Genomic DNA, 15,113 nt, shown 5'->3' with positions numbered 1-15,113 from the left:
CCAGGCAACAAATCGGGATGGCAATATAAGGCAAAGCGTGCCAAAATCAGCGACGAAAACGGCCCATGTCGTTCGCCTGTCATGAAATGCTGGCAAACTGCCAGTGGCCACATGCCAGGCATGCAAGCGATCCACCCAACACGCCCATTGTCGCGCGCATAGCGCGACTGGCATAGAGCGGTAAAAAGTTATCAACATGGCACTATAGCCTGCCGGTAATCCTGGCTTTCGCCGGCAAGCCAAGGTCGCACGCAGTACAGCGGGACAGCAATGCCAAGCGGAACCTGTACAGTTGCTCGGTATCGCCGCATCAACTGATCAATTTGAAAACTCTGTCGTATCGAAGGTAAGCGAAGTTATGACCAAAACTAATAAATCGACCCCGGCCGCCAACCAAGACATCCCTCTCATCAGCGAAGACCAAATTCGCGCCATGAGCGAAGATGACTACATGAATCCGGCACAACTGGCATTCTTCAAGGCGCGCCTGCAGCAGCTCGAAAAAGACTTGCTGAAAAACGCCGGCGAAACCACGGAACACTTGCGTGAAACCGTGCTGGTCCCGGACCCTGCCGACCGCGCCACCATCGAGGAAGAGCATGCGCTGGAACTGCGCACGCGCGACCGCGAGCGCAAATTGCTGAAGAAAGTGCAGCAATCGATCGCCAGCATCGACGCCGGCGACTATGGCTGGTGCGAAGAAACGGGCGAGCCTATCGGCATCCCGCGCCTGATCGCCCGTCCGACCGCCACCCTCTCGCTGGAAGCCCAGCAACGGCGCGAACTGAAGCAAAAACTCTACGGCGACTGATCGCCCCGCCCCTTGCGCGGTCGCCCCGGCGGCCCCGCGATGGCGATAAAAAAGCACGCAAGCTACGGCTGCGTGCTTTTTTTTCGTCCCGCGCCGACTACACTGAAGCAGACGCGGCAGCGGCAAGTGCCGCTTGCAATTGCCTTTTCCATCCCCACTTTTGAAGCATGGGCGCGCAATCGCATGGCCTTGCACGCATCGGCACGAATCTTTTGAGGTCACTATGGAACAATTTCACGGCACCACCATCCTCTGCGTCCGGCGCGGCAAGCAAGTCGCCTTGGGCGGCGACGGCCAGGTAACGCTGGGCAACATCGTCATGAAGGGCACGGCCCGCAAAGTGCGTAAGTTGTATCAGGGCAAGGTCCTGGTCGGCTTTGCCGGCGGCACCGCCGACGCTTTTACCCTGCTCGACCGTTTTGAAGGCAAGCTGGAAAAGCACCAGGGCAACCTGCTGCGCGCCTCCGTCGAACTGGCCAAGGACTGGCGCACCGACCGCGTGCTGCGCCGCCTGGAAGCGATGCTGCTGGTGGCCGACAGCGAGTCGACCCTGGTCATCACGGGCAATGGCGACGTGCTGGAACCGGAAGACGGCATCGGCGCCATCGGCTCGGGCGGCACCTTCGCCCAGTCCGCCGCCAAGGCGCTGCAGGAAAACACGGACTTGTCGCCGGCCGACGTGGTCAAGAAATCGCTGACCATCGCCGCAGAACTCTGCATTTACACGAATATGTCGCACATCATCGAGACGCTGGACTAAGTGTCCCCGAGTACAGAATACAGAAAGCCATTATGATCATGAACATGACCCCGTCGGAAATCGTTACCGAACTCGACAAGCACGTGGTGGGCCAGGCCAAGGCCAAGCGCGCCGTCGCCATCGCCCTGCGCAACCGCTGGCGCCGCCAGCAGGTGGCCGAGCCCCTGCGCCATGAAATCACGCCCAAGAACATCCTCATGATCGGCCCCACGGGCGTCGGCAAGACGGAAATCGCGCGCCGCCTGGCCAAGCTGGCCGAGGCGCCCTTCATCAAGATCGAAGCGACCAAGTTCACGGAAGTGGGCTATGTGGGACGCGACGTCGACACCATCATCCGCGACCTGATCGACATCGGTATCAAGCAGACGCGCGCGCTGGAAATGAAGAAGGTGCGCGCACGCGCCGAAGATGCGGCAGAAGACCGCGTGATCGACATCCTCGTGCCGCCGGCGCGCGACTTCGGTTTCACGCCGAATACGCCAGCGGCCGTGGACGGCGGCAGCGGCAGCGGCGACAGCACGCGCCAGACCTTCCGCAAGCGATTGCGCCAGGGCGAGCTCGATGACAAGGAAATCGAGATCGAGCTGGCCGAGGCGGGTCCGCAGATGGAAATCATGGCGCCGCCCGGCATGGAAGAAATGACGGAGCAGATCAAATCCATGTTCTCGGGCGTGGGCGGGCAGCGCAAAAAGGCGCGCAAGGTCAAGATCAAGGAAGCCTTAAAACTGCTGGTCGAGGAAGAAGCGGCCAAGCTGGTCAACGAAGATGAGTTGAAACAGAAGGCCATCCAGAACGTCGAGCAGAACGGCATCGTCTTCCTGGATGAAATCGACAAGATCGCCTCGCGCTCGGAATCGGGCGGCGCCGACGTCTCGCGCGCGGGCGTACAGCGCGACCTGCTGCCGCTGGTCGAGGGCACGACCGTCAACACCAAGTACGGCATGATACGCACGGACCACATCCTGTTCATCGCCTCGGGCGCGTTTCACCTGTCGAAACCGTCGGACCTGATCCCGGAACTGCAGGGGCGCTTCCCCATCCGCGTGGAACTGGAATCGCTGTCGATCTCCGATTTCGAACGCATTTTGACCAGCACCGACGCTTGCCTGACGATGCAGTACGAAGCCTTGCTGGCGACGGAAAACCTGACCTTGAAATTTGCGCCGGAAGGCATCACGCGCCTGGCGGAAATCGCCTATTCGGTCAACGAGCGCACGGAAAACATCGGCGCGCGCCGGCTGCATACGGTGATGGAAAAACTGCTGGAAGAAGTGTCGTTTACGGCCAGCGAAAACAGCAGCAGCACGGAAAACCTGCTGGTGATCGATGCCGCATATGTCAACGAACGCCTGGAAGCGCTGTCGGTCAACGAGGACCTGTCGCGCTACGTGCTGTAAGAAGGAAGGGGGAAACCGATGGCAAACAAGGCCTTGGCGACACGGCAGAAAATGCAGTTCCGCGTCGAACCCTCGCAAAAACCGCGCAACCCGGTCGCTACTGCCGCCCTGCAGCGCGCCGCCGGGGCGCACGTGAAAACCGTGTCAGGCCAGCGCCAGCAGGAAAAACGCCTGCTGGCAAAACTGCTGCTGAAGGTGGAAACGGACAAATAGGCCGCCCGCGGACACCCCTAGTCAGGGGCGTCCGCCATCAGGCCATCATCTGCTGAACGTCCCCCCTTAGAAGCGGTAGGACGCGCCCAGCGAAAACATGTCGACCTTGGTCGTTTGCTTGCTGTTGTACTTGACGGGCACGCGGTCCCAATCGAGGTGCAGCGACCAGTTCTTGTTCAGCGCATACGCCGTGCCGATGCCGTAGGTCAGGCCGATCTTGCTCTTCTTGTCCGAACCGCCGCCCAGATAATCGACCTTGCCCTGCGTGTATGCCGCGCCGGCGCGGCCACTCAGTGTAAACGCGTCAAACTGGTAACCGAGCACGCCCTGCATGCCGAGGCCGGTGAACTTGCCGCGGCCGGCAACCTTGCCGGCGCCCGTGTCGAAGCCGGACTTGACCTGTCCGCCCAGATACCCCACCAGCTCAACCGAAGGCAGGGCCACGCCGCCCTGAAACGGCAGCGCGTCGAAACTGTAACCCAGGTAGGCCTTGCCATTGCGCTTGCTGCTTTTGTCGCAATCGCTTTGCCCGGCGATGCAATCGAGGCCCGTACTGGCGCGAAAGCCATAGCTGGCACCCGCATAGAATCGACCCGGTGCAGGCTCGGCAGCACCGGCATGCAGGGGAGCGATGGCGGCCAGCGCCAGCAGCGCTGCTGGAAAATGAAATTTGGAGAACATGGATAACCTCTACAAGTAAGTGAGTGCCTGGTTGTAGCGCGCTGCGCGAGCCACAAGCGGGAGTGTCATCGCTTTTGCCGAAAAGTACTATCATCTTGTGCAAAGTGCCATTCACGGCTACATTCGGTACCGTCATCCGCCACCAAACTTGTATAAAGGAACTATCGTGAGTTCACCTGAACTGGTTTTGCGCGTACTGCGCACCCAACTGCGCGCCGCCGGTATCACGTACAAGGTATTGGCCGAACGCATCGGCATGAGCGAATCGAGCGTCAAGCGCATGTTTGGCCAGCACGACATGTCGCTGTCGCGCCTGGCGCTGATCTGCAAGGCCTCGGGTATCGCCATGGAAGACGTGCTGCGCGGCGCGGCCGACATCACGCCGCATGCCGACACGCTCACCCTGGTGCAGGAAAAGTCGCTGGTGGCGCATCCGCGATTGCTGCTGGTGGCGATCTGCTGCCTCGGCCACTGGAGCCTGGAGCAGGTGGTGGAAACGTATGCGCTGACGCAGGCCGAATGCATCGGCTGCCTGGCCGAGCTGGACCGGTTGGGCTTGATCGAACTCAAGCCGCTGAACCGCTACAGCCTGCGCGTCTCGAACGCCTTCCACTGGCTGGCCGACGGACCGGTGCAGCAGTACTTCCGCGAACATGTGGTGGCCGATTATTTCAGCGGGCATTTTGACGGCGCCGGCGAAACCCTGATGTGCATCCCGGCGCGCCTGTCGCTGTCGAGCGCGCAGGAGCTGGTGCAAAAGATCCGCCAGCTGGCCGAGGAACTGGCGCGGCTGCACCAGAACGACCGGCGCCTTGCGCCCGCCGAGCGCGACGGTTTTACCCTGCTGCTGGGCTTTCGCTCATGGGAATTTGCCGCCTTCACAGCCCTGCGCCGCAGCACGGCATCCACTGCCCCGGCAGCTCCTTACCAGACCGGCCCCAGGAACAGATAGAAGGTGCTCTCGCCGCCCTTCGATGCGCCCGACGCCACGTACACGGGGCCGAAGCGCGTATCGACGGAGATGAAGGCGCTGCTGGCCTGCGTGAACTTGCTGGACTTCCAGCGCTCGTTCTGGTCAAAGCCGCCCCCCATTTCCAGCGAAAAGCCGGCCCGCACGGCGCCGCCCAGAGTGCTGGGCAGGGAACCGATGCGGCGCGCCATCACGAAGCGCGCCAGGGCGATGCTGCGCCCGCTCACAGATTCAAATTCCGTGCCGGACAGGCGCAGGAAACCACCGAGGTTGAGCGGCGCCTCGCCACGCTGCGAGCGCGCCCATTCGCCATACACGTGGCCGGCCCAGTTGCCGCGGCTAAAAGCCTTCAACCCCGTGATGGATGACTGACCCAGGGCCGTTTCGCCCGATCCCGTGGTCGTATCGCGCGTCCAGGTGGCGTCAAACAGTACGCCGCGCGTGGGGAAGCCGGGCGAATCGAGCGTATCGACGCGGAACTGCACGAACTGCGTGGTGCCCAGCGCGCGCAACTCGGGCTGCGTGGGGTCGGCCGGAATCGCCAGCCTGCCCTTGACTTCCCTGCGCGTGACGCCAAACTGCAAATCGCCCCAGTTGCCGAACTGGCGCCCCAGTACCAGCGCAGCCGTCTGGCCGTTATACGCCAGGCGCGCGCTGCGCCGGCCCTGGTCGAACAAATCCATCGCCGACGAGGTGTATTGCAGCTGCGGCGCGATGTACCACGGGTTGCCGGCACCCAGCGGCTGCCAGAACTGCACGCCATAGCCGCGCGCATTGCCGATCTGCGCCGTGCTGCGCAACTCGCCGCCCCAGCTGTTCAGATTCGAGCGCGCGTGCAGCAGCTTCAGGGCGAAGCTGTTGCTGTCCCTGAAATCGCTGGACAGCTCCAGGCCCACGCGCAGGCGGTTACTGGCCCACGGCGCTTCGACCGCCTTGATATTGACCGTGCGCTGGTCACCCGAATCGACCACTTCCGTCTCCACGCGCGCCACGTCGCCGCGGCCATACAGCTTGGCCGCCGCCTTGAGCACATCTTCCTGGCTGACGGCCTGCCCTTCCACCAAGCCAGATTGCGCCTGCAGGATGCGCGGATTGATATCGCCTTCGCTCTCCACGGCCAGGCGCGTCAGCGGCAGGGCCACGTCCAGCAGGGCCGGCGCCGCCAGGCGCAGCTGCTCGCGCGCCGCATACTGTTCCGGCGGCAGGGCCAGCGGCGCCAGGCGGGCGGCCAAGGCCTGCGCCGCCTGTTCGCCGGCGCGCATGGCGCGCGCATAGTTTTCAAAGTCGAGGAAACTGACGCCCGTCAGATCCGGCGCCACCAGGATATCCTGCGCCTGCAGCTCCTTGAGCGAGCGCTGCACGTTCTGCTCCGTGAGGATTTGCAGCATCTGCTGCGCCACGCCGATGGCGCTACCCAGGTCTTTTTCCGCCGCCAGCGGCGTGCCCACGTTGACGGCGATGATGATGTCGGCGCCCATGGCGCGCGCCATGTCGATGGGCAGGTTGCGCACCAGGCCCCCATCGACCACCAGCCGGTGATTCACGCGCACGGGCGCAAACACGCCCGGCACGGCCAGCGAGGCGCGCATCGACAGGAACAGGGGCGTGTCGACCAGCTCCACCAGCTCGCCATTGACCAGGTCAGAGGCTACCGAGCGGAAAGGCAGCGGCAGCTGGCTGGCGGGGCGGTCGCGCATACCGGCCGGCAGCAGCCGGTTCAAGGCCATCTCCAGCGCCGCATTGCTGGCCGCCGCCGGCGGCGTGGAAATGCCGTTGCGACTGATGCCAAATTCGATGCGCGACGGCAGCAATAAATCTTCCTCGCGGCGGCGGAACGCCAGTTCGTCGCGCGGCGGCCGGTCGGCCACCACGCGCGCCCAATTGGTCTCGCGCGCCATCTTTTCCAGGTCCGCCACGGAAGCGCCGGCCGCATAGGCGCCGCCCACCACGCCGCCCATGCTGGTGCCGACCACCATGTCGATCGGCACATGCAGCTCCTGCAGCACTTTCAATACGCCGATATGCGCCAGGCCGCGCGCGCCGCCGCCCGACAGCACCAGGGCGATGCGCGGGCGCGCCGATACGGACGCAGGGACGGCAAGGGTGGCAACGGAGCTAGTGCTGACGGCGGCGGCGGGGATGTCGGCTGCGGCAGCCGGCGGCAAGGCGCACAGCGCCGCCACGCAGCCCGCCAGGACGGCACGGATCGAGAACATGAAGACTCCTGTGGCGATGGCGGCACGGCGCCATCGACAAAATACGATAAAAACAGCGTTAGTTTGACGGCGGCGGCACGCTGCTGCTCACTTGCGGCGCTGGCATCATGGTCGCCGGCCGCTGCTGCTCCATGGGCAGCGGCGGCGGCACCAGGTTCGTTGTCGGCGCAGGGGCAGGCGCCGGGGTGGCAGTCACTTGCCCTGGCAAAGCCAGCGCCTTGTCGTCGGCCACCAGGTCGATGCGCTTGCTCACGCCGCCATCGCGCAGCAGCACATGGCGTTCATGCACTTCCAGCACCGTCACGCCGGGCACCACCTCGGCGCCTGCTGGCAGGGCCACGGAAGGCTTGCCGTCGGTCGAAATGATGGCCACGCTGCCGCGGCCATTGCCCGCCGCCACCACACCCTTGAGCTGGTAATTGCTGGCCGTCGCCACGCTGACCTGGCCACCGAACAGCGCGGCGCCCGCCTCCACGCTGGCATCCTGCACCACTGGTATGGCGGGCGGATTGATGGGGCGCTGCGGCGCCTTGAACAGCTGCATGGACCAATAGGCCAGCGACACGGACAGCGCCACGACGGCGAGCAAACTTACAAGTTGTGGCAAACGCTTCATGGTTTCCTTGATATTTCTCTTAACGCACCAACTGATTAATCTCGATAATCGGCATCAGCACGGCCAGCACGATCAGCAGCACCACCACGCCCATCGCCAGGATCAGGGCCGGCTCCAGCAGGCCGGCAATGGTCAGGGTGCGGCGTTCCAGGTCCTGCTCCTGCGCGCTGGCGGCGCGTTCCAGCATGGCCGGCAGCTCGCCGGTGATTTCGCCGGCGCGTATCATGTGAATCAGCATGGGTGGAAAATGCTTTTGCGCCGACAGCGCGCGCGCCAGGCTGACGCCCTCGCGCACTGCGCCGCTGGCTTCTTCCACCAGTTCCTGCATCGCCACATTGGTGAGCGTGTCGCGGCTGGTGTCGAGCGCGCGCAGGATCGGCACGCCGGAGCCCGTGGTGATGGCCAGGGTGCTGGCGAAACGCGCCGTGTTCAGGCTGCGCTCGAACTTGCCGTACAGGGGCGCCGTCAGCAGCCAGGTATGCCAGCGCCGTTTCAGGGCCGGCTGCTGCAGCGCGCGGCGCCAGGCGAACCAGGCGCCGACCAGAATCAGCGCCACGACGATGCCGTAATTGCGCACGAAGTCCGACAGCGCCAGCATGATCACCGTCAGCATGGGCAGCTTCTGCTTGGTATTGGCGAAGACGGAGACGATCTGCGGCACCACGTAGGTGAGCAGGAAAATGACGATGGAAAACGCCACCACCGTGACGATGGCCGGATACGTAAAGGCCAGCTTGACCTTCTGCACCAGCGCGTTGCGCCGCTCGATGTAGTCGGCCAGGCGCGAGAGCACGCGCGACAAATGGCCGATCTGCTCGCCCGACGCCACCAGGGCGCGGTAGATTTCCGCAAAATCGCGCGGATGGCGCGCCAGCACGTCGGAAAACGCGGCGCCGCCGATCACTTCCGAACGGATCGAGGCGATCAGGTCGCGCAAATACGGCCGCTCGGCCTGTTCCAGCAAGGCGGAAAACGCCTGCTCCAGCGGCAGGCCCGCTTCCAGCAGGCTGGCCAGCTGGCGCGTAAACAGGGCCAGCTCGGTGCTGGACAGGCGCTCGCCGAAGCCGCGCCGCTTGGTGACGCCGGCGGCGTCGACCTGCGCGGTGATCGGCTCGACGGCCAGCGGCACCAGGCCTTGCACGCGCAGCTCGGCGCGCGCGGAACGGGGACTGTCGGCATTGAGCACGCCCTTGCGGGTGGCACCTTGGGCGTCGACGGCTTCATAGCGGAATGCGGGCATGGTGGCGGGCCTAGTCTTTGGTCACGCGCAGCAATTCAGCCTGCGTGGTGGTGCCGTCGCGCAGCCAGCGTTCGCCGTCGTCGCGCATGCTCGTCATGCCGTCCTGCAGGGCCACCGTGCGCACTTCCGCTTCCGAAGCGCGGTTGTGGATCTGCGCGCGGATCTGCTCCGTCGTGCGCAACAGCTCATACACGCCGACACGGCCCTGGTAGCCCGTCTGGCCACAATGCTCGCAGCCGACCGCCTGCCAGTATTGCCCGTCGAAGGTTTTACAGGAGCCGCACAATTTGCGCACCAGGCGCTGCGCCAGCACGCCCAGGAGCGACGACGACAGCAGGAACGGTTCGATGCCCATGTCGAGCAAGCGCGTGACAGCCGCCGAGGCGTCGTTCGTGTGCAGGGTCGCCAGCACCAGGTGGCCCGTCAAGGATGCCTGCACGGCGATCTGCGCCGTTTCCAGGTCGCGGATCTCGCCGATCATGATCACATCAGGATCTTGCCGCAAAATCGCCCGCAGCGCCTTGGCAAATGTCATGTCGATGCGCGGATTGACCTGCGTCTGTCCCACACCGGCCAGGTCGTACTCGATCGGGTCTTCCACCGTCAGGATGTTCGTGGTGGTGGCGTTGAGCATCGACAGCGCCGCGTACAAGGTCGTCGTCTTGCCCGAGCCGGTGGGGCCCGTGACCAGCACGATGCCGTGCGGCTGCGTGATCAGGCCATCGAACTGTTTCAACATGGGCGCGCTCATGCCCAGGTGCTGCAGGTCGAGGCGGCCCGCTTCCTTGTCCAGCAAACGCAGCACGGCCCGTTCGCCATGCCCGGTCGGCAGGGTCGAGACGCGCACGTCGACGGGTTTGCCGCCCACGCGCAGGGTGATGCGGCCATCCTGCGGCAAGCGTTTTTCGGCGATGTCGAGCTGCGCCATGATCTTGATACGCGAAATCAGCGAGCCGTGAATGGCTTTGCGCGGGCGCACCACGTCGCGCAGGCTGCCATCGATGCGAAAGCGCACGACGGAGGTCTGCTCGAACGGCTCGATGTGGATGTCGGACGCGCCTTCGCGCAGCGCCTGCGTGAGCAGCGCGTTGATCATGCGGATGACGGGCGCGTCGTCGGACGATTCGAGCAAATCCTCGATGGCCGGCACGTCCTGCAGCAGTTTTGTCAAATCCAGGTCGGCGTCGAATTCATCGGCCATCTGCGATGCGTCGCCGCCGCCGCCCGCATAGGCGCCGGCAATCGCCGCATCGAGTTCGCCGCGCGGCAGCACGGTCAATTGGATCTGGCCGAAACGGCGCGACACTTCGGCAATTGCCGCCGGCGCCGTCGATGCGGCCACCAGCACGTCGACGGGGGCGCCATCGACGGCGCCGGGCCGGGCCAGCAGGCCGAAATCGCGCGCGTAGGCGTAGGGAAGCAGATTACTCATGGCTGTCCCATCACTTCTGCGGCTGCTGATATTGCTGCAGCAGCGATTGCGGCGGCGTGGCCGCGTTGGCCGGCGCGCCTGGCGGCGGCGTCGGTGCCGGCGGCACGGGACGCGTCACCATGTTGCCACCCACGGGCTGGCCATCCTGCAGGGCCGGCAGCACCGGCGTGCCCAGGTCTTTCAGCATCAGATTGCCCGACGCCGGCACGGCGGCCGTCTCGGCCGAACGCATGTAGTCATAGCGGTCGGCCGCCAGGCTGCCGCTCTGTTCCTTGTTGCGCACGATGACAGGGCGCAGGAAGATCATCAGATTGGTTTTCTTGCGCTCGCGCGTCTGGTACTTGAACAGGTTGCCAATCAGGGGAATGTCGCCCAGGCCGCGCACTTTTTCCGCGTTGTCGCCCGTGCTGTCCTCGATCAGGCCACCGAGCACGATGATCTGGCCATCGTCGGCCAGCACATTGTTTTCGATCACGCGATTGTTGATGGTGATGCCGCTGACGGCCGTCGACGTGGATTTGTCCACGCTCGACGTCTCGTGATAGATGCCCAGCTTGATGGTGCCGCCTTCGGAAATCTGCGGACGCACCTTCAGGGTCAGGCCCACTTCCTTGCGGTCGATGGTCTGGAACGGATTCGTGTTGGTGCCGGCCGTGCTGGTGTACTGGCCCGTCAGGATAGGCACGTTCTGGCCCACCTTGATGGTCGCCAGCTCGTTGTCCAGGGTGATCAGGTTCGGCGTCGACAGGATGTTCGCGTTGCCGTCCGATTCCAGCGCATGCGCCACGGCACCCAGGCCCAGCGCGCCGTTGATCTGCTTGAAGATACCCAGGGTCAGGCCGCCAGTCGGCAGCACCTTGCCGCCGCCCAGCGCCAGCTTGGCGATATTGTTGTCGGTGCCGCCGGCGAACGACTGCAGCGCGCCCACGCGGTAGCTGCTGCGGCTGTCGCCGGAAAGCCCCAGCCACTGCACGCCGAACTCGGACGCCTTGGCCGACGTCACTTCGACGATCAGCGCCTCGATATAGACCTGCGCGCGGCGCACGTCGAGCTGGTCGATCACGGCGCGCAGGTTGCGGTAGACAGCTTCGTTGCACGTCAGGATCAGGGTGTTGGTGGAAGCGTCGGCCTGGATGAAGCCGGCCGCGCCACCCGAGGACAGCTGCTGCGGCCCGTTGCTCAGCGAAGCACCGCCCGAGGTGCCGCTTTGCGTATTGCCGCCCAGGCCAGTGCTGTTCATGCCGCCGCCCTGGTTATTCTGGTTATTCGTATTCAGGCTGTTATTGGTCGGCTGCTGCGCCGAGGCGGCCGTGCCGTCCGACGTTACCACCGAGCGCAGGGTTTGCGCCAGCTTGGTGGCGTCCGCATTCTTCAGGTACACCACGTGCACGTTGCCCAGCTGCGTGGTGGGCTGGTCCAGCTTCGAGATCAGCGACTTGGCCAGGTTGGCGCGCGCCGCCGACGGCGCGCGCAGCACCAGCGAATTGGTGCGCGGGTCGGCCAGCACAGACACCTTGCCCGCGTCGGCCCCTGCAGCGCCGCCCGCATTCCCGCCTTCCATCAGTTTGTTCACCATCGAGGCCAGGTCGGAAGCGATGGCATAGCGCACGGGGATCACGTCCAGGTCCGTCGAGGCGGGCACGTCGAGCGCGGCGATGATCTTCGCCAGGCGCTTGAGGTTATCCGCGTAATCGGTGATCACCAGCGAGTTGTTGCCCGGGTTGGCGTTAATCGTGTTGTTCGGCGAGATCAAAGGGCGCAGCACGGCCAGCAGGTTGGCCGACGATTCGTAGTTCAGGTAGAACACCTGCGTGGCGATCTGGTCGCCCTTCACCTGGCTGGCGCCGTTGCCCACTTGGGTCGGCACGGATTGCAGTTTGGCGTCCGCTTCCGGCACCACTTTCGCATAGCCGTCGCCGGAGACCACCGCATAGCCCTGCAGGCGCAAGGCCGAGGCCAGAAGCGCGAAGGCCTGCGTCTTGCTGATCGATTTTTCGGACACCAGGGTGATCGTGCCCTTGACGCGCGGGTCGATGACGAAATTGATGTTGGTGTAATGGCCCACCGCCTTGATCACGGACTCGATGTCGGCGCCGACGAAATTGAGCGCCGCTTCATCGCCGGGCGCGGCCCAGACGGGTGCCGGCATGCCGGCCACGGAACAGCACAGCAAGGCAGCGGCCGACAGGCGACGCAGCGAGAAGGTGGATTTATTTGGGCTCACGGATGGTTTTTTCATTGTCTGAACTCTAAGGCGATGATATTTTTTTCGCTATTGCTACGGCGCTGTCCCAGCAAATTCAACAAACTCGCCAAGGTCTCTTCATATCCTGCTGCGGCCTGGGCCTGGCCGGAAAACTGCATGCGCCCCTGTTGCAGGCTGCCGCTGCCGTCGAGCAGCAGCGGTCCCTTGATGGAGCGCAAGGTCAACGTCGCCTGCTGCCCCTGCCAATCGAAATCGAGCTCGTAACTGCCCAGCGGACGCAAGGACGACAGGCGCGAGGCCATGTCCGTCATCTGCAAGGTAGTGCGCCCGACGGCGGAAAACTGCTGTTGTTCCAGTGCCAGTTGCAGGGTGCTCCACGACAGGCGCATGCTGCCCGTCGGCGCCACAGTATTTAATGGTGCGCCCAGGCCGCCCAGGCCATCGGCCGGCAGCAGCAGGGCCGCCGGGCTGACCTGCCAGTGCGACCACGAGCCGCGCAGGTTCACCGCCTGCGACAGCGCCTGCGCATTCTGTAGTTCCACGTCGACCGATCCCCACAGCACCGAGGGCGAAATGCGCCAGCTGAAGCGCCCCGGCAGCAGCGGCGTCACGGCGCCATTCGCGCTGGCCGCCCCGCCGATAAAGGCCGAGCCGCGCCACAGGGTACCTTGCGCGTCGCCCAAGGTCAAACGTCCGCCCGTCTGCTTTTCCACGATACTGGCGACCCAGCCGGCGGGGAAAAACACCAGCAGGGTGACGCAGACGCTGACGAGGATGGCCAGCAGCCAGCCAAGCAAGCGCCTCATCGCGCCGCGCCCGGGCTCTGGTGCAGGGTCAGGCTGGCATCGACCAGTCCCGCATTGCCCTGCGCCGTGATCTTCGCTTCCTGCACCGCCACGCGGCCTTCGCGGCGCAAGCCGTCCAGCCACAGCATGACGCTGGCGAACGGCACGCCGTTCAGCTGCACGCGCGCGTACTCTCCCGTCAGCGACAGCGATTGCGGCGCCAGGCCGTGCGCCTTCAGCGAGGCGTCAATACTGTCACGGCTCATGCTTGCCACCTGCACGGGCGCCTGGCGCGCCAGGTCACCCGCTTCACGCGCCAGCGCCTGCAGCTGGGCCGCGTTCTGGCGCAGCTCGGGCAAGCTCTTTTGCAAGGCGATGCGCCCCGTCCAGGCCGGCTCGAAGAATACGGCGTAGACGAGGGCCAGCCCCGCCACCACGCCGCCGATGCTCAAGAGCTTGCGCTCCTGCTGCGTGCGCTCGGCCCAGAAGGCCTGCACGGCCTGCTGTTGCCCCGCCCACGCGGCGCGCGCCTTGTTGACTGCTGCACTCATGTTTTTGCTCCCGTGGCCGGCGTGATCTTCCACACGCCCGGCGCCGTTTCATTCAAGGCCAGCTTGCGCGCAGCCAGGCCGTCGCGCACCTGCGCCTGGGCGCTGGCGTCGACCATGTCCGGTTTCAGCCTGACGATCAGGCTGCGCTCGCGGTATTCCAGCGACGCCACCACGCCGCGCCCGGCCAGGCCGCCCAGCGCCTCGCCCAGCGCCGCGCTCATGCTCGTAAAATCATCCATGCTGGCCTGGCCGCCCTGCAGGCGGGCAGCGGCGATATTGCGCCGCATCTGCTCCGCTTCCAGCCCATACACGGGTGCTTCGTTCGGATACGCGGCCTTGAAGGTTTGCTGCATCGAGGTGCGCACGGTGGCGGCCTCGCGCTTCAGCCGCATCCATTCGATATTCATGCCCGCCAGGTTGACGATCACGGCCAGCAGCGCCAGACGGATGGGCCAGCGCCAGCGGCGCCATTCGGTGGCCGAGCCCGTCGCCGTGCCCAGCGCGGCGGCCAGGTCCAGTCCCGCACTCTTGGCGCCGGCGATCCAGTGCGCCCAATGATCCGGCTCCAGCGTCACGCCCTCCATGCCGACGGCCAGCTGTTGATATTGCGCAAGCTCGGCCTGCGCCACGTAGACCGTCAGGGGCACGTCGCCGGCAAACGCGCGCGTCGTCAGCAGCGCCTGCTGCAGCAGGAAAGGCAAGACCAGGCCCAGGCCCTCTTGCGGCGCCTGGCGCAAGGCCAGTTCCAGGCCGTCACCGGCCGCGTGCAAGGATGCCGTCACACTGCCCGGTTGCAGGGGCAGGCACAGCTGCGACGGCAGCAACGTCACCTTGCGCGCGCCCTGCGCCAGCAAAGCTTTCACGAGTACCTCGGCCCAGGCGCGCTGCGCCACGGCCACCGTGCGCATGCCGGCAGCATCGGGTGCGCCGGCGGCCAGCAGGCAATCCTGGGTGTCGCCGAGGATGTGTTCTTCCACCAGGCCCGGCAAGGCCGCGCGCAGGCGGGCGCCGGCCAGCGGCGGCGTTTTCAGGCGCAGCAGGGTCACGTCGGCCGCCGCCAGCAGCAGCACCACCTGCTTCGCGCCAGCGATCAGCTGGCCCAGGCTGCCCAGCGGCGCGCTACCCTGCTGCAGCAGGGCGCCGCCATCGCCGGCCAGCACGAAGGAGCAGGCAGGCGCGCTGTCGGTGGACGCCTTGGCCGGGTGACGGATATACAATATTGTCAAAGTGACTCG

At 65.2% G+C, this 15,113-nt stretch carries 14 protein-coding genes; 5 read left to right on the top strand and 9 right to left on the bottom strand.

From position 1 onward, the window contains the following. Nucleotides 1–358 precede the first annotated feature (358 nt). The 4 genes from dksA (at nucleotide 359) to ACQ4WS_RS15045 (ending at nucleotide 3,181) form a co-directional block, all read left to right on the top strand. On the top strand, nucleotides 359–811 hold the full coding sequence (dksA, locus tag ACQ4WS_RS15060; protein WP_034753066.1) for an RNA polymerase-binding protein DksA: 453 nt from the start codon (nucleotides 359–361) through the stop codon (nucleotides 809–811). A 223-nt stretch (nucleotides 812–1,034) separates the two neighbouring features. Then, nucleotides 1,035–1,571, top strand: a complete 537-nt coding sequence (gene hslV, locus ACQ4WS_RS15055) for an ATP-dependent protease subunit HslV (RefSeq protein ID WP_436477485.1) — start codon at nucleotides 1,035–1,037, stop codon at nucleotides 1,569–1,571. Nucleotides 1,572–1,609: 38 nt separating this feature from the next. After that, nucleotides 1,610–2,968, top strand: a complete 1,359-nt coding sequence (hslU, locus tag ACQ4WS_RS15050; protein ID WP_436477483.1) for an ATP-dependent protease ATPase subunit HslU — start codon at nucleotides 1,610–1,612, stop codon at nucleotides 2,966–2,968. An 18-nt stretch (nucleotides 2,969–2,986) separates the two neighbouring features. Beyond that, a complete protein-coding gene (locus ACQ4WS_RS15045) occupies nucleotides 2,987–3,181 on the top strand; it encodes a hypothetical protein (protein WP_034753063.1) in 195 nt (64 codons plus the stop codon). A gap of 66 nt (nucleotides 3,182–3,247) precedes the next feature. Here the strand turns inward: ACQ4WS_RS15045 and ACQ4WS_RS15040 are convergent, their stop codons facing one another. Beyond that, nucleotides 3,248–3,862 carry an outer membrane protein gene (locus ACQ4WS_RS15040; RefSeq protein ID WP_436477480.1) on the bottom strand — a complete coding sequence of 205 codons (615 nt, stop codon included), beginning with the start codon at nucleotides 3,860–3,862 and terminating at the stop codon, nucleotides 3,248–3,250. Between the two features lie 166 nt (nucleotides 3,863–4,028). On the opposite strand from ACQ4WS_RS15040, the gene ACQ4WS_RS15035 reads away from it, so the two are divergent. Beyond that, complete coding sequence (locus tag ACQ4WS_RS15035; RefSeq protein ID WP_223278964.1) at nucleotides 4,029–4,814, top strand: helix-turn-helix domain-containing protein; 786 nt, start codon at nucleotides 4,029–4,031, stop codon at nucleotides 4,812–4,814. Here ACQ4WS_RS15035 and ACQ4WS_RS15030 read toward each other — a convergent pair. From ACQ4WS_RS15030 to gspL, 8 genes are read right to left on the bottom strand one after another with little or no spacing between them, the layout of a single operon-like run. Continuing rightward, nucleotides 4,787–7,048, bottom strand: a complete 2,262-nt coding sequence (locus ACQ4WS_RS15030) for a patatin-like phospholipase family protein (RefSeq protein WP_436477478.1) — start codon at nucleotides 7,046–7,048, stop codon at nucleotides 4,787–4,789. The genes ACQ4WS_RS15035 and ACQ4WS_RS15030 overlap by 28 nt on opposite strands. Nucleotides 7,049–7,106: 58 nt before the next feature. Beyond that, entirely contained in the window at nucleotides 7,107–7,664 is a 558-nt protein-coding gene (locus tag ACQ4WS_RS15025; RefSeq protein WP_436477476.1) for a type II secretion system protein N, read from the bottom strand. A 19-nt stretch (nucleotides 7,665–7,683) separates the two neighbouring features. Beyond that, nucleotides 7,684–8,904: a type II secretion system inner membrane protein GspF gene (gene gspF / locus ACQ4WS_RS15020; protein WP_436477474.1), complete on the bottom strand. Its 1,221-nt coding sequence runs from the start codon at nucleotides 8,902–8,904 to the stop codon at nucleotides 7,684–7,686. Nucleotides 8,905–8,914: 10 nt separating this feature from the next. Next, nucleotides 8,915–10,336 (bottom strand): type II secretion system ATPase GspE, encoded by a 1,422-nt coding sequence (gspE, locus tag ACQ4WS_RS15015; RefSeq protein ID WP_436477472.1) that lies wholly within the window; start codon nucleotides 10,334–10,336, stop codon nucleotides 8,915–8,917. Nucleotides 10,337–10,346: 10 nt separating this feature from the next. After that, entirely contained in the window at nucleotides 10,347–12,575 is a 2,229-nt protein-coding gene (gene gspD, locus ACQ4WS_RS15010) for a type II secretion system secretin GspD (protein WP_436477470.1), read from the bottom strand. Then, the gene (locus ACQ4WS_RS15005; RefSeq protein ID WP_436477468.1) at nucleotides 12,572–13,348 is read right to left on the bottom strand and encodes a type II secretion system protein N; all 777 of its coding nucleotides are present in this window, start codon (nucleotides 13,346–13,348) and stop codon (nucleotides 12,572–12,574) included. Before ACQ4WS_RS15005 ends, gspD begins: the two co-directional genes overlap by 4 nt. Continuing rightward, nucleotides 13,345–13,878 (bottom strand): type II secretion system protein M, encoded by a 534-nt coding sequence (locus ACQ4WS_RS15000; protein WP_436477466.1) that lies wholly within the window; start codon nucleotides 13,876–13,878, stop codon nucleotides 13,345–13,347. The genes ACQ4WS_RS15005 and ACQ4WS_RS15000 overlap by 4 nt, the downstream gene beginning before the upstream one ends. Beyond that, a complete protein-coding gene (gspL, locus tag ACQ4WS_RS14995) occupies nucleotides 13,875–15,104 on the bottom strand; it encodes a type II secretion system protein GspL (RefSeq protein ID WP_436477464.1) in 1,230 nt (409 codons plus the stop codon). Before gspL ends, ACQ4WS_RS15000 begins: the two co-directional genes overlap by 4 nt. Between the last annotated feature and the right edge of the window lie 9 nt (nucleotides 15,105–15,113).

The sequence above is a fragment of the Janthinobacterium leeuwenhoeki genome, from assembly GCF_051380795.1.
Lineage (GTDB): Bacteria > Pseudomonadota > Gammaproteobacteria > Burkholderiales > Burkholderiaceae_D > Janthinobacterium.
The sequence above is the reverse complement of the archived record's forward strand: the minus strand, read 5'-3'. Positions and strand labels throughout refer to the sequence as shown.

What these genes read in the sequence shown, in the direction of transcription:
- dksA (WP_034753066.1), top strand. Translation starts at nt 359, where the DNA reads ATGACCAAAACTAATAAATCGACCCCGGCCGCCAACCAAGACATCCCT.
- hslV (WP_436477485.1), top strand. Translation starts at nt 1,035, where the DNA reads ATGGAACAATTTCACGGCACCACCATCCTCTGCGTCCGGCGCGGCAAG.
- hslU (WP_436477483.1), top strand. Translation starts at nt 1,610, where the DNA reads ATGAACATGACCCCGTCGGAAATCGTTACCGAACTCGACAAGCACGTG.
- ACQ4WS_RS15045 (WP_034753063.1), top strand. Translation starts at nt 2,987, where the DNA reads ATGGCAAACAAGGCCTTGGCGACACGGCAGAAAATGCAGTTCCGCGTC.
- ACQ4WS_RS15040 (WP_436477480.1), bottom strand. Translation starts at nt 3,862, where the DNA reads ATGTTCTCCAAATTTCATTTTCCAGCAGCGCTGCTGGCGCTGGCCGCC.
- ACQ4WS_RS15030 (WP_436477478.1), bottom strand. Translation starts at nt 7,048, where the DNA reads ATGTTCTCGATCCGTGCCGTCCTGGCGGGCTGCGTGGCGGCGCTGTGC.
- ACQ4WS_RS15025 (WP_436477476.1), bottom strand. Translation starts at nt 7,664, where the DNA reads ATGAAGCGTTTGCCACAACTTGTAAGTTTGCTCGCCGTCGTGGCGCTG.
- gspF (WP_436477474.1), bottom strand. Translation starts at nt 8,904, where the DNA reads ATGCCCGCATTCCGCTATGAAGCCGTCGACGCCCAAGGTGCCACCCGC.
- gspE (WP_436477472.1), bottom strand. Translation starts at nt 10,336, where the DNA reads ATGAGTAATCTGCTTCCCTACGCCTACGCGCGCGATTTCGGCCTGCTG.
- gspD (WP_436477470.1), bottom strand. Translation starts at nt 12,575, where the DNA reads ATGAAAAAACCATCCGTGAGCCCAAATAAATCCACCTTCTCGCTGCGT.
- ACQ4WS_RS15005 (WP_436477468.1), bottom strand. Translation starts at nt 13,348, where the DNA reads ATGAGGCGCTTGCTTGGCTGGCTGCTGGCCATCCTCGTCAGCGTCTGC.
- ACQ4WS_RS15000 (WP_436477466.1), bottom strand. Translation starts at nt 13,878, where the DNA reads ATGAGTGCAGCAGTCAACAAGGCGCGCGCCGCGTGGGCGGGGCAACAG.